Raw genomic sequence first — 22,576 nt, forward strand, 5'->3', positions numbered from 1 at the left:
TCACTTAAGGCCCAGCCGCTAAGCTGAGGACAAGCCCGCCACCACGATGCGGGACAACAAGGAGCCGTGATGACCACCCAGACCTCCCGCTACGGGAAACTTTCCATCGCCATGCACTGGCTGATGCTGCTGCTGATCGCCGCCGTCTACGCCACCATCGAACTGAAGGGCAACTTCCCCAAAGGCAGCGAGACCCGCGAACTGCTCAAGCAATGGCACTTCATGCTGGGCCTTTCGGTATTTGCCCTGGTGTTCGTGCGCATCGCCGCACGCTTCCTCTCGCCCACCCCGCCGATCACCCCGAACCCGCCGGCCTGGCAGAACGCCCTGGCGAAGCTGGCGCACCTGGCGTTGTACGGCCTGATGCTGGGCCTGCCGTTCGCCGGCTGGCTGATCCTCAGCGCCGCCGGCAAGCCGATCCCTTTCTTCGGCCTGGAACTGCCGCCGCTGATCGGCAAGAACCCCGACCTCGCCGGGCAGATCAAGGAAGTGCACGAGACCGTGGCCGTTCTCGGTTACTGGCTGATCGGCCTGCACGCGGTGGCCGCGCTGTTCCACCACTTCATCAGCAAGGACGACACCGTGCGGCGCATGCTGCCCGGCCGCGACTGATCGTCACCCCATGAAAAAGCCCGGGCCATGCCCGGGCTTTTTCGTTGTGGCGAACCTCGTCGCCGGCTAGATCTCCACCTGAGTACCCAGCTCGATCACCCGGTTCAGCGGCAGGTTGAAGTAGCGCAGGTTGCCGTTGGCGTTCTTCAGCAGGAAGGCGAACAGCGCCTCGCGCCACAGCGCCATGCCGATCAGCTTGGAGGGGATCACCGTCTCGCGGCTGAGGAAGTAGGTGGTGCGCATCGGGCTGAAGTCCAGGTCGTTGAGGTGGCACAGCTTGAGCGCCTGGGGAATGTCCGGGTCCTCGATGAAGCCGAAATGCAGCAGCACCCGGAAGAAACCCTCGCCATAGGCGTCCACCTCGAAGCGCCGCTCCGGCGCCACGCGCGGGCTGTCTTCGTTGACCACGGTGAGCAGCACCACCTGCTCGTGCAGCACCTGGTTGTGCAGCAGGTTGTGCAGCAGCGCATGGGGCACCGCATCGGAGCGGGCGGTGAGGAACACCGCCGTGCCCTGTACGCGGTGCGGCGGCTGCGAGCGGATGCTGGCGATGAACAGCGGCAGCGGCAGCGAACCCTCGTCGAGGCGCTCCACCAGCAGTTGGCGGCCGCGCTTCCAGGTGGTCATCAGGATGAACAGCGCGATGCCGGCGATCACCGGGAAGGCACCGCCCTGGATGACCTTGGGCAGGTTGGCGGCGAAGAACAGGCTGTCCACCAGCAGCATCATCAGGAAGAACGGAATGGCCATCCACATCGGCCACTTCCACAGCAGCCAGATCACCACGCCCATCAGCAGCGTGGTCATCAGCATGGTGCCGGTCACCGCCACGCCGTAGGCCGAGGCCAGGGCCGCAGAAGACTCGAAGCCCAGCACCAGCAGCACCACGCCCACCATCAGCGCCCAGTTCACGGCGGCGATGTAGATCTGCCCCTGCTCCTGGCTGGAGGTGTGCTGGATGAACATGCGCGGCACGTAGCCCAGCTGGATGGCCTGGCGGGTCAGGGAGAAGGCACCGGAGATCACCGCCTGGGAGGCGATGACGGTGGCGGCCGTGGACAGCGCCACCATCGGCAGCAGCGCCCAGCCGGGGGCCGTCAGGTAGAAGGGGTTACGCGCGGCTTCCGGGTTGACCAGGATGGTCGCGCCCTGGCCGAAGTAGTTCAGCACCAGCGCCGGCAGCACCAGGGCGAACCAGGCGCGGGCAATGGGCTTGCGGCCGAAGTGGCCCATGTCGGCGTAGAGCGCCTCGGCACCGGTCAGCGCCAGCACCGTGGCGCCGAGGATGGCCACGCCGATGCCCGGGTGGGAGATGAAGAAGTTCACCGCCCAGGCCGGGTTCATCGCCTTGAGCACTTCCGGCTGCTGGGCGACGCCGTAGATGCCCAGGGCGGTCAGCGCCAGGAACCAGGCCACCATCACCGGCCCGAAGAGGATGCCGATGCGCGCCGTACCGTGCTTCTGGATCAGGAACAGGCCCACCAGCACCACCAGCGACAGCGGCACCACCCAGTGCTCCAGGCCGTCGAAGGCGATCTCCAGGCCCTCGATGGCCGAGAGCACCGAGATGGCCGGGGTGATCATGCTGTCGCCATAGAACAGCGCGGCGCCGATCAGGCCGGCCGCCACCACCATGGCCTGCAGGCGGCGGCGCCCGGTGGCAGCACGACGGGCCAACGCCGAAAGCGCCATGACGCCGCCCTCGCCTTCGTTGTCGGCCCGCAGGACGAAGATCACGTACTTGATCGTGACCACCCAGATCAACGACCAGAAGATCAGCGACAGCACGCCGAGCACGCCATCGTGGTTGGCCTGCACGCCATAGCCGCCGATGAAGACTTCCTTGAGGGTGTACAGCGGGCTGGTGCCGATATCGCCGTAGCACACCCCGACGGCGCCGACCATCAGGCCGACGGCGGAGCTCGAGTGGGGGTGTTGTTCCTGCTCAGCGGTCCCGGTGCTTGCATCGGACATGTAACAAAATCCCTCAGACAAAATTCGGCGCATCCTGCTCTCACACCAATCGGGTTGCAAGAGCCGGTCATTTTCATTCCCGCTGACTATAGGCCGTATTCCCTGGAGCGCCCGCTGGCAGGGCCTGGGCATGCACCTGCGACGACTTGCCTCGGGGAGGCTGTTCAAGTGTGTAGGCCGCCGCTAGAATTGCGCACTTTTTGATCAGAGGCGCCCCCAAGGTGCCCTTCCGAGGTTAGCCCCCATGTCCACCGCAACACCCAAAGTCGGATTCATCTCCCTCGGCTGCCCCAAGGCGACCGTCGACTCCGAGCGCATCCTCACCCAGCTGCGCATGGAGGGTTACGAGATCGTTCCGACCTACCAGGACGCTGACGTCGTGGTGGTCAACACCTGCGGGTTCATCGACAGTGCCAAGGCCGAGTCCCTGGACGCCATCGGCGAGGCGCTCTCGGAAAACGGCAAGGTGATCGTCACCGGTTGCATGGGCGTGGCCGAGGACAGCATCCGTGACGTGCACCCGAGCGTGCTGGCCGTGACCGGCCCGCAGCAGTACGAGCAGGTGGTCAACGCCGTGCACGAAGTGGTGCCGCCGAAGACCGAGCACAACCCGCTGATCGACCTGGTTCCGCCCCAGGGCATCAAGCTGACTCCGCGCCACTACGCCTACCTGAAGATTTCCGAAGGCTGCAACCACAGCTGCAGCTTCTGCATCATCCCCTCCATGCGCGGCAAGCTGGTCAGCCGTCCGGTGGGCGACGTGCTCTCCGAGGCCGAGCGCCTGGTGAAGGCCGGCGTGAAGGAACTGCTGGTGATCTCCCAGGACACCAGCGCCTACGGCGTGGACCTCAAGTACAAGCTGGACTTCTGGAACGGCCAGCCGGTGAAGACCCGCATGCTGGAGCTGTGCGAGGCGCTCTCGGCCATGGGCGTGTGGGTGCGCCTGCACTACGTGTACCCGTACCCGAACGTGGACGACGTGATTCCGCTGATGGCCGCCGGCAAGCTGCTGCCCTACCTGGACATCCCCTTCCAGCACGCCAGCCCGAACGTGCTCAAGGCCATGAAGCGCCCGGCCTTCGAGGACAAGACCCTGGCCCGCATCAAGAAGTGGCGCGAGATCTGCCCCGAGCTGACCATCCGCTCTACCTTCATCGTCGGCTTCCCCGGCGAGACCGAAGAGGACTTCCAGTACCTGCTGGACTGGCTGACCGAAGCCCAGCTGGACCGCGTCGGCTGCTTCCAGTACTCCCCGGTGGAGGGCGCCCCGGCCAACGACCTGGGCCTGGAGCCGGTGCCGGACGACATCAAGCAGGACCGCTGGGACCGCTTCATGGCGCACCAGCAGGCCATCTCCGCTGCCCGCCTGCAGCGCAAGATCGGCCAGGAGATGGACGTGCTGGTGGACGAGGTGGACCACGAGGGCGCCGTGGCCCGTTCCTGGGCCGATGCCCCGGAGATCGACGGCAGCGTGTTCATCGACAACCCCAATCTGAAGCCGGGCGAGAAGGTCCGCGTGCGGGTGGTGGACGCCGACGAGTACGACCTGTGGGCCGAGTGCATCTGATCCCCGCGATCGGCTGACGAACGCCGCGACGCCCCCAGGGCTCGCGGCGTTTTCGTTTCCATGGGGGCTGGAATGGCCGTGCATTCCCCGTCTCGATGATGGCTTTGCCGCCGCCCGCCAGCGGCTAGGGTAAGGCCCTCACCCACTGACGAGGCTCACCCCCATGGAGAAGTACTTCAGCCTGAAAGGCCGCACGGCACTGGTCACCGGCGGCACCCGCGGCATCGGCCGGATGATCGCCCAGGGCCTGCTGGAAGCCGGCGCCCGCGTGTTCATCTGCGCCCGCAACGCCGAGGCGTGCGCGGAAGCCGCCACCGAACTCTCGGCCTTCGGCGAATGCGTCGGGCTGGCAGCGGACCTCTCCAGCGAAGAAGGCGCGCGTGCCCTGGCCGAAACCCTGGGCGGGCAGGTCGGGCAGCTGGACATCCTCGTCAACAACGCCGGCACCACCTGGGGCGCGCCGCTGGAAAGCTACCCGGTCAAGGGCTGGGAGAAGGTCATGCAGCTCAACGTGACGGCCGTCTTCAGCTGCATCCAGCAGTTGCTGCCGCTGCTGCGCAAGGCCGGCACCGCGGCCAGCCCGGCGCGGGTCATCAACATCGGCTCGGTGGCGGGGATCACCGCCATGGGCGAACAGGCCTACGCCTACGGCCCCAGCAAGGCCGCCCTGCACCAGCTGTCGCGCATGCTGGCCCATGAGCTGGTGAAGGAACACATCAACGTCAACGTCATCGCCCCCGGCCGCTTCCCGAGCAAGATGACCCGCTTCATCGCCCAGGACGACGATGCCCTGGCGGCGGACGTTGCCCTCATCCCCATGCAGCGCTGGGGCCGCGAAGAGGAGATGAGCGCCCTGGCCATCGCCCTGGCCGGCACCGCCGGGGCCTACATGACCGGGGCCATCATCCCCATCGACGGCGGCTTCCACCTCTGACGCCCGAGCCGGGCGCTGCGCACCGGCGCGCGCCCACGGCTTGCACCTGGCGAAGGCCGGCGCAGGCAGGAAGGCGAAGCACGAAAAAAGCCTGGTCCAGGTGGAGTAAATGGGCCACTTGAGGGCGCCTTCAGCGCTGCAGCGGCGGCGTGGCCAGTGTTTCAACAACCTGCTAGGGTAGCCGCGCATTCTTCCCGGAACCCCACCATGCGTGCCCTGCTGCTGTGCCTCGCCCTGCTCCCTGCCCTGCCGGTCCTTGCCGCGCCGGCGCCGTTTTATGTCTGGCAGAGCACGCTGGACGGCCGCTTCACCTGCGCCCAGGTGCAACCCGGCGAGGGCTGGGTGCGCCACAGCGGCCCCTACCGCGACGCCGGGTGCCGGGTGCCCCAGGGCGCACCGATCCGCAGCCGCTGAGTCACACGCCATGCAGCATCTGGTTTCCCCGGTCGGCATCCTGCGGTCCTGCTTCAAGGAAAAATTCGCCATTCCCCGCCAGCCCCAGCTCGCCCCGGCCGCCCGTGGCGTGCTGGAGCTGCTGCCACCCTTCGATGGCGGCGAGGCGGTGGCCGGTCTGGAGCAGGTGAGCCATGTGTGGCTGCTGTTCCTCTTCCATCAGGCGCTGGAGAACACACCGCGCCTGAAGGTGCGCCCGCCCCGCCTGGGCGGCAACCAGACCCTGGGGGTCTTCGCCAGCCGCGCCACACACCGCCCCAACGGCATCGGCCAGTCGGTGGTGAAGCTGGACAAGGTGGAGGCCGGCCGGCTCTGGCTGTCGGGCATCGACCTGCTGGACGGGACGCCGGTGCTCGACATCAAGCCCTACGTGCCCTACGCCGACTGCCAGCTGGACGCACGCAACGGCATCGCTGCGGCCCCGCCGGAACTGATTCCGGTGGAATGGACGCCCGAAGCCCTGGCCCAGGCCCGACTCGAAGGCGAGCGCCTGGGTGAGCCGCTGGTGGCGCTGGTGGAGCAGTGCCTGGCACAGGACCCCCGCCCGGCCTACCAGAAGCCCCAGCCGGAGCGCCGCTATGGCGCGCGCCTGTGGGACGTGGACGTGCGCTGGCACTACCCCGAGGCTGGCCGCATCCGCGTGCTGGAGATCGCACGCGGAGCGGACGCCTGAGGCGACTCAGCGAAAGGGGTTGAGGGCCAGCGCATCGGCCTCGATGCAGTCCTGCCGGAGAATCAGCGGCTCCACCAGCGGTCGGCTCGCCAGGAAGTGCGGCGTCTGCATGTGGGCCTCGAACGCCGCTTCGTCGGTGTACACCTCGTACAGCCACACCCGATCCGGATCACTGCGGTCACGCAGCACGTCGAACACCAGGCAACCCGGTTCATCCCGCACGGAGGCGGCGGCATTGATGCGCATCGCTTCCATGAAAGCGTCCAGGCTTCCGAGTTTCAGTTGGGTCTTGAGCAGCAGGCAGTACATGGGTGAGTCCTTTTGTCTTATATTCTCGAAAAATTGTATACAAAAAGGAGTGCCACCACATGTCCAACCGCCCTGCCCGGCTCAACGGCCTGCGCCACATCGCCCTGCTGGTTCCGGATCTCGAGGCGTGCGAGCGCTTCTACGTCGACGTGCTGGGCATGGAGGTGCTGCACCGTGCCCACGAGGACCTGGTCTACCTCACCTGCGGCAACGATAACCTGTCCCTGGGGCGCGCCACGGTGCCGAGCCACGGCGCGCAGGCGGTGGACCATTTCGGTTTCGTGGTGGACAGCCTGGAAGACCTGGAGGCCTGGTACCGCTACCTGAAGGACCAGGGCGTCACGCTGCTGGACCGCCCCTTCGCCCATGGCGACGGCACCCACAGCTTCCACCTGCTGGACCCGGCCGGGAACAAGGTCCAGCCGATCTACCACCCTGCCCTGTCCGGCCAGCGCTTCAGCCTGCCGGGCTGAAACGAAAAAGCCCGCCGGATGGCGGGCTTCTCGTCAGGCGCAGCGCGGGATCACTTCTCGACGAAGGCGCGCTCGATCAGGTAGTCACCCGGCTCACGCATGCGCGGCGATACCTTCAGGCCGAAGCTGTCGAGCACCTGGCTGGTCTCGTCGAGCATGCTCGGGCTGCCGCAGATCATGGCGCGGTCGTCCTGCGGGTTGATCGGCGGCAGGCCGATGTCGCGGAACAGCTTGCCGCTGCGCATCAGGTCGGTCAGGCGGCCCTGGTTCTCGAAGGGCTCGCGGGTGACGGTGGGGTAGTAGATCAGCTTTTCTTTCACCGCCTCGCCGAAGAACTCGTTCTGCGGCAGGTGCTCGGTGATGAACTCGCGGTAGGCCACTTCGTTCACGTAGCGCACGCCGTGCACGAGGATGACCTTCTCGAAGCGCTCGTAGGTCTCCGGGTCCTGGATCACGCTCATGAAGGGCGCGAGGCCGGTGCCGGTGCTCAGCAGGTAGAGGTGCTTGCCCGGGTTCAGGTCATCGAGGACCAGGGTGCCGGTGGGCTTCTTGCTGATGATGATCTCGTCGCCTTCCTTCAGGTGCTGCAGCTGGGAGGTCAGCGGGCCGTCCGGCACCTTGATGCTGAAGAACTCCAGGTGCTCTTCCCAGTTCGGGCTGGCGATGGAATAGGCACGCATGAGCGGACGGCCGTTGGGCTGCTGCAGGCCGATCATGACGAACTGGCCGTTCTCGAAGCGCAGGCCAGGGTCGCGGGTGCACTTGAAGCTGAACAGCGTGTCGTTCCAGTGATGAACGCTGAGGACGCGCTCGGAGTTGAAGTTGCTCATGTTTCCGGAAGCTCCGAAGAGGGAATGTCGCCAGCGCCGCTTGGGCGCAATTGCGCGGCATTGTAGTGATCGCCACAATATCTGTTAACTGGATTATCAAGATATAGGTTATCGGTTATATCGATATGCGTTTCACACTCCGTCAATTGCAGGTTTTCGTCAGCGTCGCCCAGCAAGGCAGCGTCTCTCGCGCAGCCGAATCGCTGTCCCTTTCACAATCGGCGGCCAGCACCTCGCTGACCGAGCTGGAGCGGCAGTCTGGCTGCCAGTTGTTCGACCGTGTCGGCAAGCGCCTCAGCCTCAATGCGCTGGGCCACCAGTTGCTGCCCCAGGCGGTCGCCCTGCTGGATCAGGCCCGGGAGATCGAGGACCTGCTCAACGGCAAGAGCGGCTTCGGTTCGCTGGCGGTAGGCGCCACCCTGACGGTGGGCAACTACCTGGCGACCCTGCTGATCGGCAGCTTCATGCAGCGCCACCCGGAGTGCCAGGTGAGCCTGCACGTGCAGAACACGGCGAATATCGTCCAGCAGATCGCCCACTACGAACTTGATCTGGGTCTAATCGAAGGCGATTGCCAGCACCCGGACATCGAGGTCCTGCCCTGGGTGGAGGACGAACTGGTGGTGTTCTGCGCCCCCGGCCATCGCCTGGCCCAGCAGCAGCCGGTGAGCCTGGACGAGCTGTGCCGGGAGGCGTGGATCCTCCGCGAGCAGGGCTCCGGTACGCGCCTGACCTTCGACCAGGCCATGCGTCATCACCCGGTGCCGCTGAACATCCGCCTGGAGCTGGAGCACACCGAAGCGATCAAGCGGGCGGTGGAGTCGGGGCTGGGCATCAGTTGCATCTCGCGCCTGGCGCTGCGCGATGCCTTCCGCCGGGGCAGCCTGGTGCCGCTGGAAACCCCGGGGATCGACCTGCGTCGGCAGTTCTATTTCATCTGGCACCGGCAGAAGTACCAGACGGCGGCCATGCGCGAGTTCCTCGAACAGTGTCGCGAACTCACTGTGGGGGTACGGCGCAGCGACGAGATCGTGCTGCCCGAGATTCCCTGATCAGCCCAGCAGGATGGTGGCCCAGACCGAGCCGATGAGCGTCAGGGCGACGAACTGGGCGGCGCTGCCCATGTCCTTGGCGTTCTTGGACAGCGGGTGGCGGTCCAGGGAGATGCGGTCGATGGCCGCCTCCACCGCCGAGTTGAGCAGCTCGACGATCAGGGCCAGCAGGCATACGCCGATCATCAGCGCCCGCTCGCCGCGGCTGACATCGAAGAAGAACGCCACCGGAATCAGCACGACGTTGAGCAGCACCAACTGGCGGAACGCGGCTTCACCGGTGAAGGCGGCACGCAGGCCATCGAAGGAATAGCCGGCGGCGTTGAGGATACGTTTGAGGCCGGTCTGGCCTTTGAATGGCGACATGGGAAGGCTGGCTGTTTGAAAGGAGCGCGCAGCCTAGCGCGGCGCGTCTCAAATTTGCGTGAAAAGGCCGGCGTCAGGCCGGCGGAATCGATTCCATCTGTTGCAGCAGCAAGGCGGCCTGGGTACGGGTCCGCACGCCGAGCTTGCGGAAGATCGCCGTGACGTGGGCCTTCACCGTGGCCTCGGACACATTCAGCTCGAAGGCGATCTGCTTGTTCAGCAGGCCTTCGCAGACCATGGTCAGCACGCGGAACTGCTGGGGCGTGAGGCTGGCCAGGCCGGCACTGGCGGCACGGGCCTCGTCGGATACGACCACCGCCTCGTCTGCTTGCGGCGGCCACCAGGCATCGCCATCGAGCACGGCACGCACGGCCGACTGGATGACCTCGAGCGGGCTGGACTTGGGAATGAAGCCGCTGGCACCGAACTCCCGCGCCCGCACCACGACCGATGCCTCCTCCTGGGCGGAGATCATCACCACCGGGATCTGCGGGTACTGGCCGCGCAACAGCACCAGGCCGGAGAAGCCGTAGGCGCCGGGCATGTTCAGGTCCAGCAGGACCAGGTCCCAGTCACTCTTCTGCGCCAGGCGCTCCTCGAGTTCGGCAATGCTGGCCACTTCCACCAGACTCACATCCTGGCCCAGTCCCAGGGTCAGGGCCTGGTGCAGGGCGCTGCGAAACAGCGGGTGATCGTCGGCGATGAGGATGTCGTAAGCGGCCATCGAGGGGTCCTTTTCTGGCGGGCCCCACCGCCCTGGCGGCGATTGGAGGGCCCTGGCGGCTAATGGGCGGCCGTGGAGCGGCGCCCAGCATGCCGACCCTCGGCGGGGTGGTCAAGCGGCCATCTTTGCGTCAGAGTCTTGGCCTTTTGACTGCCGAGAAGTCCCATGCGAAGCCAAGCCCTGCGCGCCGACATCCTGATGCTGATCACCGCCGCCATCTGGGGCGCTGCGTTCGTGGCACAACGGCTCGGCATGGATGCCATCGGCCCCTTCCTCTATACCGGCCTGCGCTTCGGACTCGGTGCCCTGGTGCTGCTGCCGCTGCTCTACCTGCTGCCACGTGGCGAACACCATGAGCCGATGAACCGGGGCCTGCTGCTGGGCGGTGTGCTGATGGGGCTGGCCCTGTCCCTGGGTATCAACCTGCAGCAGGTGGGCCTGCTGTTCACCAGCGTGACCAACTCCGGCTTCATCACCGGCCTGTACGTGATCATCGTGCCGCTGCTGGGGCTGTTGCTGGGCCATCGCACCGGCATGGGCACCTGGATCGGCGCGCTGCTGGCGGTGGGCGGCATGTTCCTGCTCAGCGTCGGTGACAACTTCCAGGTGGCGCGCGGCGACTGGCTGCAACTGGCGGGTGCGGTGGTCTGGGGTGTGCACGTGCTGCTGGTGGGGTTCTTCGCCAGCCGCCACGACCCGGTGCGACTGGCCATCCTGCAGTTCATCACCTGCGCGGTGATCAGCCTGGCCCTGGCCCTGGTGCTGGAGGACATCCGCCTGGACGCCATCGTCTCGGCCGGCCCGGCCATCCTCTATGGCGGGGTGATCGCCGTGGCCATCGGCTACACTCTGCAGGTGGTGGCGCAGAAGCACGCGATTGCGTCCCACGCGGCCATCATCCTTTCCCTGGAGGCGGTGTTCGCCGCCATCGCCGGCGCCCTCATGCTCAGCGAGTCCCTGCATGCGCGGGGCTATCTGGGCTGTGCGCTGATGTTCGTCGGCATGCTGGTGGCGCAGCTCTGGCCGCAGCGCCACGAGGCTCAGAGGTAAGGACGCAGCGCCTGGTGCGCCGGGCTCTCCAGGTCCAGCGGCAGGGCGTGCTTGGCGCCCAGGTAACGTTCGGTGAACAGGTCCAGGTACGCATCCAGCGCGCCGGCGGCCTGTGAGTCACCGCCCAGTTCCAGGCACAGCGCGGCCACCTCGGCCGTGCACAGGTGCTCGTCACGCTTGGAGCGGCGCAGGCGGTAGCGGGAAATCTGTTCCGGGCGCAGGCTCAGCACCGGGAAGCGGTCCAGGTACGGGCTCTTGCGGAACATCTTGCGAGCCTCCGTCCAGGTCGCATCCAGCAGGATGAACAGCGGTCGCTTGCCTGGCTCGACCGCCACCTCCTCCACCACCCGCTCCGGCTCGGCGTATTCCCCCGGGAACACCACGTACGGCTGCCACTGGGGATCATTCAGCAGGGCCTCGGCTGCCGGGTCGAGGGCGATCCGCGACCATTCGAAGGCGGCGGTATCGGCCACCACATCGGCGATCAGCCAGCCGGTATTGCTCGGCTTGAGCGGCTCCGAGTAGTACATGAACAGGCACATCCCGGCGTTGGCCGGCACCTGCGGACGCTGGTCGCAGAAGCAGTAGGCGGGAATCACCCGGCAACGCGGACAGCGGGGTGCGCGGGAGCCGCGGGCAACGAACGGGCGGGTGGCGCGGGCCAGGCATTCGGCGCGCAAGCGGAAGACGGCGTGGGTCATGGAAGGCGTGAAACCAGGGCTGTGCGGAAACGGCGCGCAGTGTACCCCCGCCCGGTCATCGATGGGCAGCGGGACGGACGAGCCGTTGCCCACTGCCCATCGCCCCACTCAGAAGGTGTGGTTGAGGGCCAGCCCGATGAAGTGGATCTGGGTCTTGTACTCGCCCTTGTAGTTGCCCCCATTGCCGGTGCAACGCTGGCCGCTGTCGACGTAGAGGCCGCCGCTGCCGGGTACCCAGCCTGCGGGGGAGCAGTTGTCGGTGTAGTCCATCTTGCCGGTGTCGAACTGCACGAAGCTGTAGGCCAGGTCCACCGAGGTGTCCTTGAACAGCTGGTAGTTGGCGCCGAACGACAGCCAGTAGCGATCCGCGTCGGGGAAGCCGGGGTGGCGCGTGCTGGCGCCGCTCACCGGGCTCTTGTCGTAGGCGACGCCGGTGCGCAGCAGCAGGTCATCGCTGTACTGGTAGTTCATCCCCAAGGAGATCTTGTAGGTGTCGTTCCAGTCCTGGCGGACGTTGAGGTCGCCCTCGGTGACGCCGTTGAAGTAGGGGTAGCCGGCCACCTGGTCCAGGCCGACGCCGATGGTGCCGAGCCGGGAGTGACGGGTCCAGGTGACGTCGGCCATCAGCGCGACCTTGTCGTTGAGCTGGTGGAAGGCGTTGATGGAGAGCGACTCGGGGGTGTCGATGGAGGTGCTGGCCTTGGAGTTGGGGTGCAGGCGGGTGGCGGCGAAGTCCCCCGGGTTGACCCAGTTAGCCGGATCCAGCACCAGTTCGAGCTGGTCCTTGGGCGGCAGGGTGATCACGCCCAGGTCGATCCCGCCGCTGAGGTCCGCGGTCGGCGAGGGCACGGCGCCCTGGACATCGGCGAAGCTCCACTTCGACTCGCCCTTGAGGGTGTGCTTGATGTGGGAGCGGTAGGCGATGCCGAAGCGGGTCGACTCGGTGGGCTCCCAGAGGTAGCCGATGTTCCAGCCGAAGCCCCAGTCGTCGCCCTTGGCGCGGAAGTAACCATCGCCCTGGACGTTGTCGGCGAAGTTGGAGGCTACGCAGTCGACGAAGGCATCGCCGCTCTGGCCGTTACAGCGGGTGATTTCCTCCGGCACGCTGACGCCGTAGAGCAATGGGATCGCGGCCTGGCCGAGGGGCGAGGCGGCCAGCTCGGTGACCTGCTGGTTGGCCGCGACGAACTGCCCGGCTAACTGGCGGGACGCGCCCTTCACATCCGCCGCCCCACGCTGGACCGACTTGATGTACTGGGCCGAGACGCCGAAGCCGATGCTGTGATGCTCGTTGAAGCGGTAGGCGATGCTGGGGTTGAAGTTGACCGTCTCCAGGCTGGCCGACTGGATGCCGTAGCGGCCGCTCCAGTCCTCCTCGTAGTCGAGCTTGGCGCCGTAGGGCACGAAGATGCCGAGGCCGACGGTGACCTGGTCGTTGATCTGCCGGGAGAAGTAGAAATTCGGCGCCGCAGCGGCATCCGGCAGGTAGGAGCCGGCATCACCGTCACCGCTGCCGGTGGGGTTGCCGAAAACGTCGGTGCTGCCCTTGTCCTCGTATTCGCCACGGGGGATGAGGATGCTCATGCCGGTGGTCATCTGGGTACCCTTCAGACGCGCCAGGCCGGCGGGGTTGTAGAAGATCACCGAGGGGTCGGCTGCCTCGGCTCCATTGGCGTGTGCGGTGCCCTGGGCGGACACCGACTGGGATCCGAAGTGGTAGCCCGAGGCCAACGCCGGGACGTGGAAGGCAAGCACGAGGCTGCCGCCGCAGAATGCGGTCAGCCAGCCGGCAGGACGAGTTGTTGTCATTGTTCTCGACTCCGAACTGTAGCGGCGGGGAACATGGCCCCGCCCTTTGTTTTCAATGACCCGCACGCAAGGCCTGGGGTGGCCGGGTCATTCCTCACTGGACACCGGAAGGCATCACGGGTTTTGGGACAGTTCGTGTTTTGCCGTCGATCCCCATCCTTAAGTCGAGGTGGGCCCTGCCTCGTGGTCATCTGCCGGTAACAGAACGCAGCCGCGACGCAGGGGCCAAGCGAAGCGGCAACCGGGCCCGCGCCCCTTGTGACGGGGTTCGTTCAGGTAGGGCGGGTTGTTACGCATGACCACAGGCTGGCAGGCCGCCAGCACCGGGGGACCGCTCGTCGGCACGGTCCTGCGCTGGGAACGCCGACGGACCTTGATCTGCGGGCGGCGCTTGTTCAGGATGCGCGCACCAGGCTCCCGGGCCATGAACACTCGGCCGCAGCCAGAGTCAAAGGCTGCCCCACCCTCGGAGATTCGTATGCAACGCCTAACCCTCGCCGCCCTCGTCCTTCTCGCGCCCATCGCCGTGCAGGCGGCCTCGCTCAAGGATTTCGAGCTGACCAAGATGCTGGAGAAAGTGGCTGAGGAGAGCAGCGTCGGCACGCCCCGCGCCATCAACGAGGACATCCTTGACCAGGGCTACACGGTGGAAGGTACGGAGCTGATCAACCACCTCAGCGTCCGCCCCGCCCACGCGGCCCAGATGCGTGCCAACCCCGACTCGGTGCGCGCCCAGCTGGCCAACAGCGTGTGCCGCAACAATGGCTACCGCCAGTTGCTGGCCCGTGGCGCGGCGCTGCGCTATGCCTTCACCGAGTACAAGAGCAATCGCCCGGTCACCAACGAACGCTTCATTGCCAGCGACTGCGGCCTGAAGGCCTCCACGGCCAAGTAACACCGCCTTCCCCTCCTGCCTGCGGCTGCTGGCCCCCGTGTCCTACAGGGGGCTGGGGTCGAGGCTGCGTCTTGCGGCTGGAAAAGCCCGAGGCACTCGCGCAAGCTGTCCCAGCGTCCTGCATCCGGGTCGATTGCCCCGTTGGCAGGGCTCTGGCGCGCCCACCCCGGGCGTGCCGTGCAGTTGCTGAGCAAGGAGAACGCTATGCCTTTCGAACCGGATGACTACCTCTCCCGGCACTTCCAGACCAGCGGGATCGACCTGGCGCAAAAGGTCGACGAACTGGTCGGGCTGGTGGTTCCGCACGAAAGCCCCAACCTGTCCCTCTACCGCGAGATGGTGACCACCGTGGTGCGCATGGCCCAGGCGGATCGCAACCGCTGGGACGCCAAGATCATGCTGCAGACCCTGCGCGAGATGGAGCACGCCTTCAGCGTCCTCGAGCAGTTCAAGCGCCGTCGCAAGGTCACCGTGTTCGGTTCCGCACGCACGCCCGTGGAGCACCCGCTGTACGACCTGGCCCGCCAGTTGGGCGAGGCCATCTCCCGGCTCGACATGATGGTCATTACCGGTGCCGGGGGCGGCATCATGGCCGCCGCCCACGAAGGCGCCGGGCAGGAGAACAGCCTGGGCCTGAACATCACCCTGCCCTTCGAGCAACGCGCGAACGCCACGGTGGCGGGCACCGACCACCTGCTGTCGTTCCACTTCTTCTTCATCCGCAAGCTGTTCTTCGTCAAGGAAGCCGATGCCCTGGTGCTGTGCCCGGGGGGCTTCGGCACGCTGGACGAGGCCCTCGAAGTGCTCACCCTGATCCAGACCGGCAAGAGCCCGCTGGTGCCGGTGGTACTGCTGGACGAGCCCGGCGGCAGCTACTGGAAGGATGCGCTGGACTTCCTGCACCGCCATCTGGAACTGAACCGCTACATCCTGCCCAGCGACCTGCGCCTGGTTCGGCTGGTGCACAGCGCGGAAGACGCGGCCATGGAGATCGCCCGCTTCTACGGCAACTTCCACTCCAGCCGCTGGCTGAAGAGCGACTTCGTCATTCGCATGAACCACCCGCTGACGGAATCGGCCCTTCACACCCTGCACGAAGAATTCAAAGGCCTGTGCCTGCAGGGCGGCTTCGAACAGCGTCCCTACTGCGAGCCTGAGCGGGACGAGCCGGAGTTCTGCCACCTCATCCGCCTGGCGTTCCGCTTCAACGGCCGCGACCACGGGCGTCTGCGGGAGCTGGTGGATTTCATCAACCTGCCGGAACACTGGGTGCGCTGACGCCCAATGAAAAAGCCCTGCCAGGTACGCCTGGCAGGGCTTTTCAGTACGAACAACACCTCAATCGTCCAGCGACGAGCCTCTCAGCAAGCGGCTGATCATCTCCATCGAATACCCCCGGTAGGCCAGGTAGCGCCCTTGCTTGGCGCGCTCCTTGGCGTCGAGGGGCAATCGCGCAAACTTGCGCGTCCAGGTTTCACGCAGGTGCGCGCCCCAATCGATATCGGCTTCACGCAAAGCCGCCTCGATGGCCGGACGGGGCAAGCCACGCTGGGCCAGGTCTTCACGGATACGGGCAGGCCCGTGACCGGAGCGTGCACGGCTGGCAATGAAGCTTTCGAGGTAACGGGATTCATCGAGAAGGCCCTCGTCGGCAAGCCGGTCGAGGGCACTTTCGATCAGTTCAGGCGGGGCGCCGCGCTGACGCAGCTTGCGCGTCAGTTCGACGCGACCGTGCTCGCGCATCGCCAGCAGGTCCATCGCGGCCCGCCGCACGGCGGCGGGGCTGTCGAGCACGACGGGCACGGGATCAGGCGTCAGCGTCGGCTTCAGCGGCTTCTTCGGCGGTGGGGACGAAGTCCTGCTTGCCGTTGTTGCGGTTCAGCAATTGCTCGCGGATCAGCTTCTCGATGGCCTTGCCGGTTTCCGGGTTGTCCTCGAGGTACTTGGCGGCATTGGCCTTGCCCTGGCCGATCTTGTTGCCCTGGTAGCTGTACCAGGCGCCGGACTTCTCGAGGATGCCTTGCTGCACGCCGAGGTCGATGACTTCGCCGCTGCGGTAGATGCCCTTGCCGTAGAGGATCTGGAACTCGGCCTGGCGGAACGGCGGAGAAACCTTGTTCTTGACGACCTTGACGCGGGTCTCGCTGCCCACCACTTCCTCGCCTTCCTTCACCGCGCCGATACGGCGGATGTCCAGGCGTACGGAGGCGTAGAACTTGAGCGCGTTACCACCGGTGGTGGTTTCCGGGCTGCCGAACATGACGCCGATCTTCATGCGGATCTGGTTGATGAAGATGACCAGGCAGTTGGCGTTCTTGATGTTGCCGGTGATCTTGCGCAGGGCCTGGGACATCAGGCGGGCCTGCAGGCCGACGTGGGAGTCGCCCATCTCGCCTTCGATCTCGGCCTTGGGCACCAGGGCGGCAACGGAGTCGACGATGATCACGTCGACCGCGTTGGAACGCACCAGCATGTCGGTGATTTCCAGGGCCTGCTCGCCGGTGTCGGGCTGGGAAACCAGCAGGTCGTCGACGTTGACGCCCAGCTTGCCGGCGTAGTCCGGGTCCAGCGCGTGCTCGGCGTCGACGAAGGCGCAGGTGGCCCCCATGCGCTGGGCTTCGGCGATCACGGACAGGGTCAGGGTGGTCTTGCCCGAGGATTCCGGGCCGTAGATCTCGACGATACGTCCCTTGGGCAGGCCGCCGATGCCGAGGGCGATGTCCAGCCCCAGGGAGCCGGTGGAAATGGCCGGAATGGCCTGGCGCTCATGGTCGCCCATGCGCATGACCGCGCCTTTGCCGAACTGCTTCTCGATCTGGCCCAGGGCAGCCGCCAAAGCACGCTTCTTGTTCTCGTCCATTGAAGTCCTCGCTCATCAAGAGGGCCTGACGGCCACCAACAACTGTATAAGTAGACAGTATTATTTCACAGGAAACTTTCGCTCGCCTACCCCTCGAACGGTTTTTCTCCTGCAGCTAGTCGGATGACACCGTGGAGGGCCGTTTCCACCGTTTGCCGACGCACCTGCTGGCGGTCGCCCACGAACTGGTAGCGACGACTGTGGCGCGCGTCTCGATCGGCCCAGGCGATCCAGACGGTACCGACCGGCTTCTCGGGCGAGCCCCCATCAGGCCCCGCAACGCCGCTGACTGCGACGGCGAATCGCGCACCACTGCGGGCCTGTGCGCCTTCGACCATGGCCAGGACCACCTCGCGGCTGACCGCACCGACCTGGCTGAACAGGGCTTCCGGCACACCCAGTTGCGCCGTCTTCTGGGCATTTGAATAGGTGACATAGCCGGCTTCGAACCAGGCGGAGCTGCCCGGGATACGGGTGATCGCTTCGGCGATGCCACCTCCGGTGCAGGACTCCGCCGTGGTGACCTGCGCTTTTATGGCCGCCAGGGCCTTGCCAAGGCGGGCGGCAAGTTCGGTCAGGGAGAGATCGGTGTCGGGCATGTGCAACTCCGGGGTTAAAGCAGGCAAGCCGGATACCGTACACTAGCGCCCTTCCCATGCAAGACCGGGCATCGGTTCATGGCAATCGGAATGCCCGGCCCCACCTTCAGAATCGCGAAGCACCGATGGCCAAAGATACCCAGGACCTTTCCGAACACACGCCCATGATGCAGCAGTACTGGAAGCTGAAGAATCAGCATCCGGACCAGCTGATGTTCTACCGCATGGGCGACTTCTACGAGATTTTCTACGAAGACGCGAAGAAGGCGGCCAAGCTGCTGGACATCACCCTGACCGCGCGCGGGCAGTCGGCCGGCAAGGCGATTCCCATGGCAGGCATCCCCTTTCACTCGGTGGAGGGTTACCTGGCCAAGCTGGTCAAGCTCGGTGAGTCGGTGGTCATCTGTGAACAGATCGGCGACCCGGCCACCAGCAAGGGCCCGGTCGAACGCCAGGTCGTTCGGATCATCACCCCGGGTACCGTCAGCGATGAGGCCCTGCTGGACGAGCGTCGCGACAACCTGCTCGGCGCCGTGCTGGGTGACGAGCGCCTGTTCGGCCTGGCCGTGCTGGACATCACCAGTGGCCGCTTCGCCGTGCAGGAAATCAAGGGCTGGGAAAACCTCCTGGCCGAGCTCGAGCGCCTCAACCCGGCCGAACTGCTCATCCCCGACGACTGGCCGCAGGGGCTGCCGGCGGAGAAGCGCCGGGGCGTGCGCCGCCGTGCGCCCTGGGACTTCGACCGGGATTCGGCGAAGAAGAGCCTGTGCCAGCAGTTCGGCGTACAGGACCTCAAGGGCTTCGGTTGCGAGAACCTGACCTTGGCGATCGGCGCGGCAGGCTGCCTACTGGCGTACGCCAAGGAGACCCAGCGTACCGCCCTGCCCCACCTGCGCAGCCTGCGCCATGACCGCCTCGACGACACGGTGATCCTCGATGGCGCGAGCCGTCGCAACCTGGAACTGGACGTCAACCTTTCGGGCGGGCGGGACAACACCCTGCAATCCGTCGTCGACCGCTGCCAGACCGCCATGGGCAGCCGGCTGCTTGGGCGCTGGCTGAACCGTCCGTTGAGTGACCGGGCCGTGCTGGTAGCACGCCAGGACTCCATCACCGCGCTGCTGGACGGCTACCGCTATGAAGGGCTGCAACCGCAGCTGAAGGAGATCGGCGACGTCGAACGGATCCTCGCCCGTATCGGCCTGCGCAACGCCCGCCCCCGAGACCTCGCTCGCCTGCGCGATGCCCTGACTGCGCTACCGGCCCTGCAGGACGCCATGAGCGGTCTGGATATCCCTCACCTCCAGACCCTGGCCGGCAGCATCCGCACCTATCCGGAGCTGGCTGACCTGCTCACGCGCGCCATCATCGACAACCCGCCGGCGGTGATCCGCGATGGCGGCGTGATCAAGACCGGATACGACGCGGAACTGGACGAGCTTCAGGCGCTCAGCGAGAACGCCGGCCAGTACCTGATGGATCTGGAAGCCCGGGAGAAGGCCCGAACCGGGCTGCCGAACCTCAAGGTCGGCTACAACCGCATCCACGGCTACTACATCGAACTGCCACGGGTGCAGGCCGAGCAGGCACCTGCCGACTACATCCGGAGGCAGACGCTGAAGGGTGCCGAGCGCTTCATCACCCCGGAACTCAAGGCCTTCGAGGATAAGGCGCTGTCGGCCAAGAGTCGCGCCCTCGCCCGCGAGAAGATGCTCTACGAAGCCCTGCTGGAACTGCTGATCGAGCAGCTCGCGCCTCTGCAGGACACCGCAGCCGCGCTGGCCGAACTGGACGTGCTGAGCAACCTGGCCGAGCGTGCACTCAACCTCGACCTGAACCGCCCCCGCTTCGTCGACGAGCCCTGCCTGCGCATCACCCAGGGCCGCCACCCTGTGGTGGAGCAGGTGCTGGAGACCCCCTTTGTCGCGAACGACCTGACCCTGGATGACAGCACGCGGATGCTGATCATCACCGGACCGAACATGGGTGGTAAGTCGACCTACATGCGCCAGACGGCCCTGATCGTGCTGCTGGCCCATATCGGCAGCTTCGTGCCGGCAGCACGGTGCGAGCTTTCCATGGTGGATCGCATCTTCACCCGCATCGGCTCCAGCGACGACCTGGCGGGCGGGCGCTCGACCTTCATGGTGGAAATGAGCGAAACCGCGAACATCCTCCACAACGCTACGGACCGCAGCCTGGTGCTGATGGACGAAGTAGGCCGCGGGACCAGCACCTTCGACGGCCTCTCACTGGCCTGGGCGGCTGCCGAGCACTTGGCCAAGCTGCGTGCCTACACCCTGTTCGCCACCCACTATTTCGAACTCACGGTGCTGCCGGAAAGCGAGCCGGTGGTGGCTAACGTGCACCTGAACGCCACCGAGCACAATGAGCGGATCGTCTTCCTGCACCATGTTCTGCCAGGCCCTGCCAGTCAGAGCTATGGGTTGGCGGTGGCGCAACTGGCGGGCGTCCCGGGTGGCGTGATCCAGCGCGCTCGCGAGCACCTGGCACGGCTGGAAACCACCAGCCTGCCCCACGAATTGCCCCAGGCAGCGCCAGGGAAACCCGTGCCGCCGATGCAGAGCGACCTGTTCGCCAGCCTGCCCCACCCCGTGCTGGAGGACCTGGCCAAGGCCGATCCGGACAACCTCACACCTCGGCAGGCACTTGATCTGCTTTATGCACTGAAATCACGAATCTAACGCCGAGGCAAACAAGCTGTTAGAATCCCGCGCGCTCTGGACGAGCTTCGGTCGCCAGCCTGAGCCGGGATAGCCGATCCAGAGCAGGAAGCCCATGAAGTCGGGCTTCCATGCCGCCGCTTGAGGAGAGAATCAGAATGACCTTCGTCGTCACCGACAACTGCATCAAATGCAAATACACCGACTGCGTGGAAGTCTGTCCGGTAGACTGCTTCTACGAAGGCCCGAACTTCCTGGTGATCCACCCGGACGAGTGCATCGACTGCGCGCTGTGCGAACCCGAGTGCCCCGCACAAGCCATCTTCTCCGAGGATGAAGTACCGGAGGACATGCAGGAGTTCATCGAACTGAACCGCGACCTGGCGGAAGTCTGGCCGAACATCACCGAGAAGAAAGAAGCCCTCTCTGATGCCGAAGAGTGGGACGGTGTGAAAGGCAAGCTCCAGCATCTGGAACGCTGAAAAGCACCAAAAGAAAAGGCCCGCCAAAGCGGGCCTTTTTCATTTCTTACGGGCAAAAAAAGGGGCGGTTGCCCGCCCACTCTTTTGTCCCTATCCCTTTGTTTCCCAATCATCATCCTGATGAACCGCATCCTGCGGCGTTCCTGGCAGAAATCCGTCTCTGCCTGCAACCATTCCGTGTCGCGTGGAAATGATATTAACGGCTTCCCTGAACGGGACAAGCTCACCCCATGGCGCTGAAGAACAGTGCTCTCGCTTTTTATCTCAAAAAAATATTCTTTAATTTCAATTAGATAGAAAAAAGAGAAACCTAAAACCCCCGTTCACGTCGCGCTCTCTACACACTTCACTTACGCCACATGTAAGCGATAGCTTACAAAATCTCTATCACTTCGGCCGGACACTTGCTGAGACCCCTCAATAAAAAACCCGGCCGAAGCCGGGTTCTCAAGGGCAGCTCGCCTTATTGGAAAAGTGCGTCGCTGGAAAGCCCATTCTTTTCAAGGATTTCACGCAGGCGCTTCAGGGCCTCAACCTGAATCTGGCGCACGCGCTCTCGGGTAAGGCCAATCTCCTGGCCTACCTCTTCCAAGGTGCAACTCTCATGACCACGCAGACCGAACCTGCGCACCACTACCTCCCGCTGCTTGTCCGTCAGGTCGGAGAGCCACTGGTCGATGCTCTGGGACAGATCATCGTCCTGCAGAAGCTCGCAGGGGTCGGTGGGGCGGTCGTCGGTCAGTGTATCCAGGAGGGTCTTATCGGAGTCTGGACCAAGGGAAACGTCAACCGAAGTCACCCGCTCGTTCAGGCCGAGCATGCGCTTGACCTCTTCGACAGGCTTCTCCAGCAGGTTGGCGATCTCTTCGGCCGATGGTTCGTGGTCGAGTTTCTGGGTCAGCTCACGAGCCGCACGCAAATAGACGTTCAGTTCCTTGACCACGTGGATCGGCAGCCGGATGGTCCGGGTCTGGTTCATGATCGCGCGTTCAATGGTCTGACGTATCCACCAGGTGGCATAGGTGGAAAAACGGAAGCCACGCTCGGGATCGAACTTCTCAACCGCCCTGATCAAGCCGAGGTTGCCCTCTTCGATCAGATCCAGCAGTGAGAGACCGCGATTGACATAGCGTCGGGCGATCTTGACCACCAGCCGGAGGTTGCTCTCGATCATGCGCTTGCGTCCGGCGGGGTCGCCCCGCTGGGCCAGTCGCGCAAAGTGGACTTCTTCTTCTGGAGTAAGGAGAGGGGAAAAGCCGATTTCGTTGAGATAAAGCTGGGTCGCGTCCAATGCGCGGGTGTAGTCGATGTACTTGTGTTGCTTGGGTGAGTTCGACTGCCTCGAACGCGTGCCAGACGAAGTTGCCTCGGGCTCCTCGGTCAGCACGTCATCCACGATGCCCGGCTCAAGAATGAGCAGGTCGTCATCGACATCAAACTCCGGCGCTTCTTTGTTGAGTGCCATTGTTGTTGTCCCTTGCTGAGTTCGACAACAAGCCCTGGCGATACCATTTCCCTGGCTGCGCCTG

General features: G+C 65.3%; 23 protein-coding genes. 12 read left to right on the forward strand and 11 right to left on the reverse strand.

Translation table 11 applies throughout. The features are described from left to right. Positions 1–69: 69 nt before the first annotated feature. Positions 70–612 carry a cytochrome b gene (locus tag BM198_RS20335; protein ID WP_074971915.1) on the forward strand — a complete coding sequence of 181 codons (543 nt, stop codon included), beginning with the start codon at positions 70–72 and terminating at the stop codon, positions 610–612. 66 nt (positions 613–678) lie between these two features. Here BM198_RS20335 and BM198_RS20340 read toward each other — a convergent pair whose 3' ends face one another. Then, the gene (locus BM198_RS20340; RefSeq protein ID WP_074971916.1) at positions 679–2,586 is read right to left on the reverse strand and encodes a potassium transporter Kup; all 1,908 of its coding nucleotides are present in this window, start codon (positions 2,584–2,586) and stop codon (positions 679–681) included. Between the two features lie 244 nt (positions 2,587–2,830). Here BM198_RS20340 and rimO point away from each other — a divergent pair, with 244 nt between their 5' ends. From rimO to tsaA, 4 genes are all read left to right on the forward strand, one after another. Continuing rightward, on the forward strand, positions 2,831–4,153 hold the full coding sequence (gene rimO / locus BM198_RS20345) for a 30S ribosomal protein S12 methylthiotransferase RimO (RefSeq protein ID WP_074971917.1): 1,323 nt from the start codon (positions 2,831–2,833) through the stop codon (positions 4,151–4,153). 163 nt (positions 4,154–4,316) lie between these two features. Then, a complete protein-coding gene (locus tag BM198_RS20350; protein ID WP_074971918.1) occupies positions 4,317–5,087 on the forward strand; it encodes an SDR family oxidoreductase in 771 nt (256 codons plus the stop codon). 207 nt (positions 5,088–5,294) lie between these two features. After that, positions 5,295–5,501, forward strand: coding sequence for a hypothetical protein (locus BM198_RS20355; RefSeq protein ID WP_074971919.1), 207 nt, complete (start codon positions 5,295–5,297; stop codon positions 5,499–5,501). Positions 5,502–5,511: 10 nt separating this feature from the next. Next, complete coding sequence (tsaA, locus tag BM198_RS20360) at positions 5,512–6,213, forward strand: tRNA (N6-threonylcarbamoyladenosine(37)-N6)-methyltransferase TrmO (protein WP_074971920.1); 702 nt, start codon at positions 5,512–5,514, stop codon at positions 6,211–6,213. Between the two features lie 6 nt (positions 6,214–6,219). On the opposite strand, the gene BM198_RS20365 is transcribed toward tsaA, so the two are convergent. Further along, a complete protein-coding gene (locus BM198_RS20365) occupies positions 6,220–6,522 on the reverse strand; it encodes a putative quinol monooxygenase (RefSeq protein WP_074971921.1) in 303 nt (100 codons plus the stop codon). Positions 6,523–6,581: 59 nt separating this feature from the next. Here BM198_RS20365 and BM198_RS20370 point away from each other — a divergent pair, with 59 nt between their 5' ends. Beyond that, positions 6,582–6,995 (forward strand): VOC family protein, encoded by a 414-nt coding sequence (locus BM198_RS20370; protein WP_044414257.1) that lies wholly within the window; start codon positions 6,582–6,584, stop codon positions 6,993–6,995. A gap of 50 nt (positions 6,996–7,045) precedes the next feature. On the opposite strand, the gene fpr is transcribed toward BM198_RS20370, so the two are convergent. Next, positions 7,046–7,825: a ferredoxin-NADP reductase gene (gene fpr / locus BM198_RS20375; RefSeq protein WP_044414260.1), complete on the reverse strand. Its 780-nt coding sequence runs from the start codon at positions 7,823–7,825 to the stop codon at positions 7,046–7,048. 125 nt (positions 7,826–7,950) lie between these two features. On the opposite strand from fpr, the gene BM198_RS20380 reads away from it, so the two are divergent. Beyond that, a complete protein-coding gene (locus BM198_RS20380) occupies positions 7,951–8,877 on the forward strand; it encodes a LysR family transcriptional regulator (RefSeq protein ID WP_044414263.1) in 927 nt (308 codons plus the stop codon). Here BM198_RS20380 and BM198_RS20385 read toward each other — a convergent pair whose 3' ends face one another. Both BM198_RS20385 and erdR read right to left on the reverse strand, forming a co-directional pair. Next, positions 8,878–9,243: a diacylglycerol kinase gene (locus BM198_RS20385; protein ID WP_044414266.1), complete on the reverse strand. Its 366-nt coding sequence runs from the start codon at positions 9,241–9,243 to the stop codon at positions 8,878–8,880. Between the two features lie 73 nt (positions 9,244–9,316). Further along, the gene (gene erdR, locus BM198_RS20390; protein WP_044414269.1) at positions 9,317–9,967 is read right to left on the reverse strand and encodes a response regulator transcription factor ErdR; all 651 of its coding nucleotides are present in this window, start codon (positions 9,965–9,967) and stop codon (positions 9,317–9,319) included. 165 nt (positions 9,968–10,132) lie between these two features. Between erdR and BM198_RS20395 the strand changes: the two genes are divergently transcribed. Further along, positions 10,133–11,017, forward strand: a complete 885-nt coding sequence (locus BM198_RS20395; protein ID WP_044414272.1) for a DMT family transporter — start codon at positions 10,133–10,135, stop codon at positions 11,015–11,017. On the opposite strand, the gene BM198_RS20400 is transcribed toward BM198_RS20395, so the two are convergent. Beyond that, the gene (locus BM198_RS20400; RefSeq protein WP_044414274.1) at positions 11,008–11,718 is read right to left on the reverse strand and encodes a tRNA-uridine aminocarboxypropyltransferase; all 711 of its coding nucleotides are present in this window, start codon (positions 11,716–11,718) and stop codon (positions 11,008–11,010) included. The two genes, BM198_RS20395 and BM198_RS20400, sit on opposite strands and share 10 nt — an antisense overlap. Positions 11,719–11,826: 108 nt before the next feature. Further along, the gene (locus tag BM198_RS20405) at positions 11,827–13,527 is read right to left on the reverse strand and encodes an OmpP1/FadL family transporter (RefSeq protein ID WP_083422431.1); all 1,701 of its coding nucleotides are present in this window, start codon (positions 13,525–13,527) and stop codon (positions 11,827–11,829) included. A gap of 478 nt (positions 13,528–14,005) precedes the next feature. Here BM198_RS20405 and BM198_RS20410 point away from each other — a divergent pair, with 478 nt between their 5' ends. Continuing rightward, positions 14,006–14,422 carry a quorum-sensing-regulated virulence factor family protein gene (locus BM198_RS20410; protein WP_044414279.1) on the forward strand — a complete coding sequence of 139 codons (417 nt, stop codon included), beginning with the start codon at positions 14,006–14,008 and terminating at the stop codon, positions 14,420–14,422. A gap of 204 nt (positions 14,423–14,626) precedes the next feature. Then, positions 14,627–15,700, forward strand: coding sequence for an LOG family protein (locus BM198_RS20415; RefSeq protein WP_044414282.1), 1,074 nt, complete (start codon positions 14,627–14,629; stop codon positions 15,698–15,700). A gap of 60 nt (positions 15,701–15,760) precedes the next feature. On the opposite strand, the gene recX is transcribed toward BM198_RS20415, so the two are convergent. From recX to BM198_RS20430, 3 genes are all read right to left on the reverse strand, one after another. Further along, positions 15,761–16,225: a recombination regulator RecX gene (gene recX / locus BM198_RS20420; protein WP_074971922.1), complete on the reverse strand. Its 465-nt coding sequence runs from the start codon at positions 16,223–16,225 to the stop codon at positions 15,761–15,763. A 4-nt stretch (positions 16,226–16,229) separates the two neighbouring features. After that, positions 16,230–17,282 carry a recombinase RecA gene (recA, locus tag BM198_RS20425; protein WP_044414285.1) on the reverse strand — a complete coding sequence of 351 codons (1,053 nt, stop codon included), beginning with the start codon at positions 17,280–17,282 and terminating at the stop codon, positions 16,230–16,232. Positions 17,283–17,368: 86 nt separating this feature from the next. Then, complete coding sequence (locus BM198_RS20430) at positions 17,369–17,881, reverse strand: CinA family protein (RefSeq protein WP_074971923.1); 513 nt, start codon at positions 17,879–17,881, stop codon at positions 17,369–17,371. Positions 17,882–18,006: 125 nt separating this feature from the next. On the opposite strand from BM198_RS20430, the gene mutS reads away from it, so the two are divergent. Both mutS and fdxA read left to right on the forward strand, forming a co-directional pair. Next, positions 18,007–20,586, forward strand: coding sequence for a DNA mismatch repair protein MutS (mutS, locus tag BM198_RS20435; RefSeq protein WP_074971924.1), 2,580 nt, complete (start codon positions 18,007–18,009; stop codon positions 20,584–20,586). 137 nt (positions 20,587–20,723) lie between these two features. After that, complete coding sequence (gene fdxA / locus BM198_RS20440; protein WP_044414294.1) at positions 20,724–21,047, forward strand: ferredoxin FdxA; 324 nt, start codon at positions 20,724–20,726, stop codon at positions 21,045–21,047. Positions 21,048–21,510: 463 nt separating this feature from the next. On the opposite strand, the gene rpoS is transcribed toward fdxA, so the two are convergent. Beyond that, a complete protein-coding gene (gene rpoS / locus BM198_RS20445; RefSeq protein ID WP_044414296.1) occupies positions 21,511–22,512 on the reverse strand; it encodes an RNA polymerase sigma factor RpoS in 1,002 nt (333 codons plus the stop codon). Between the last annotated feature and the right edge of the window lie 64 nt (positions 22,513–22,576).

The organism is Metapseudomonas otitidis (assembly GCF_900111835.1).
GTDB classification, from domain to species: Bacteria; Pseudomonadota; Gammaproteobacteria; order Pseudomonadales; family Pseudomonadaceae; genus Metapseudomonas; species Metapseudomonas otitidis.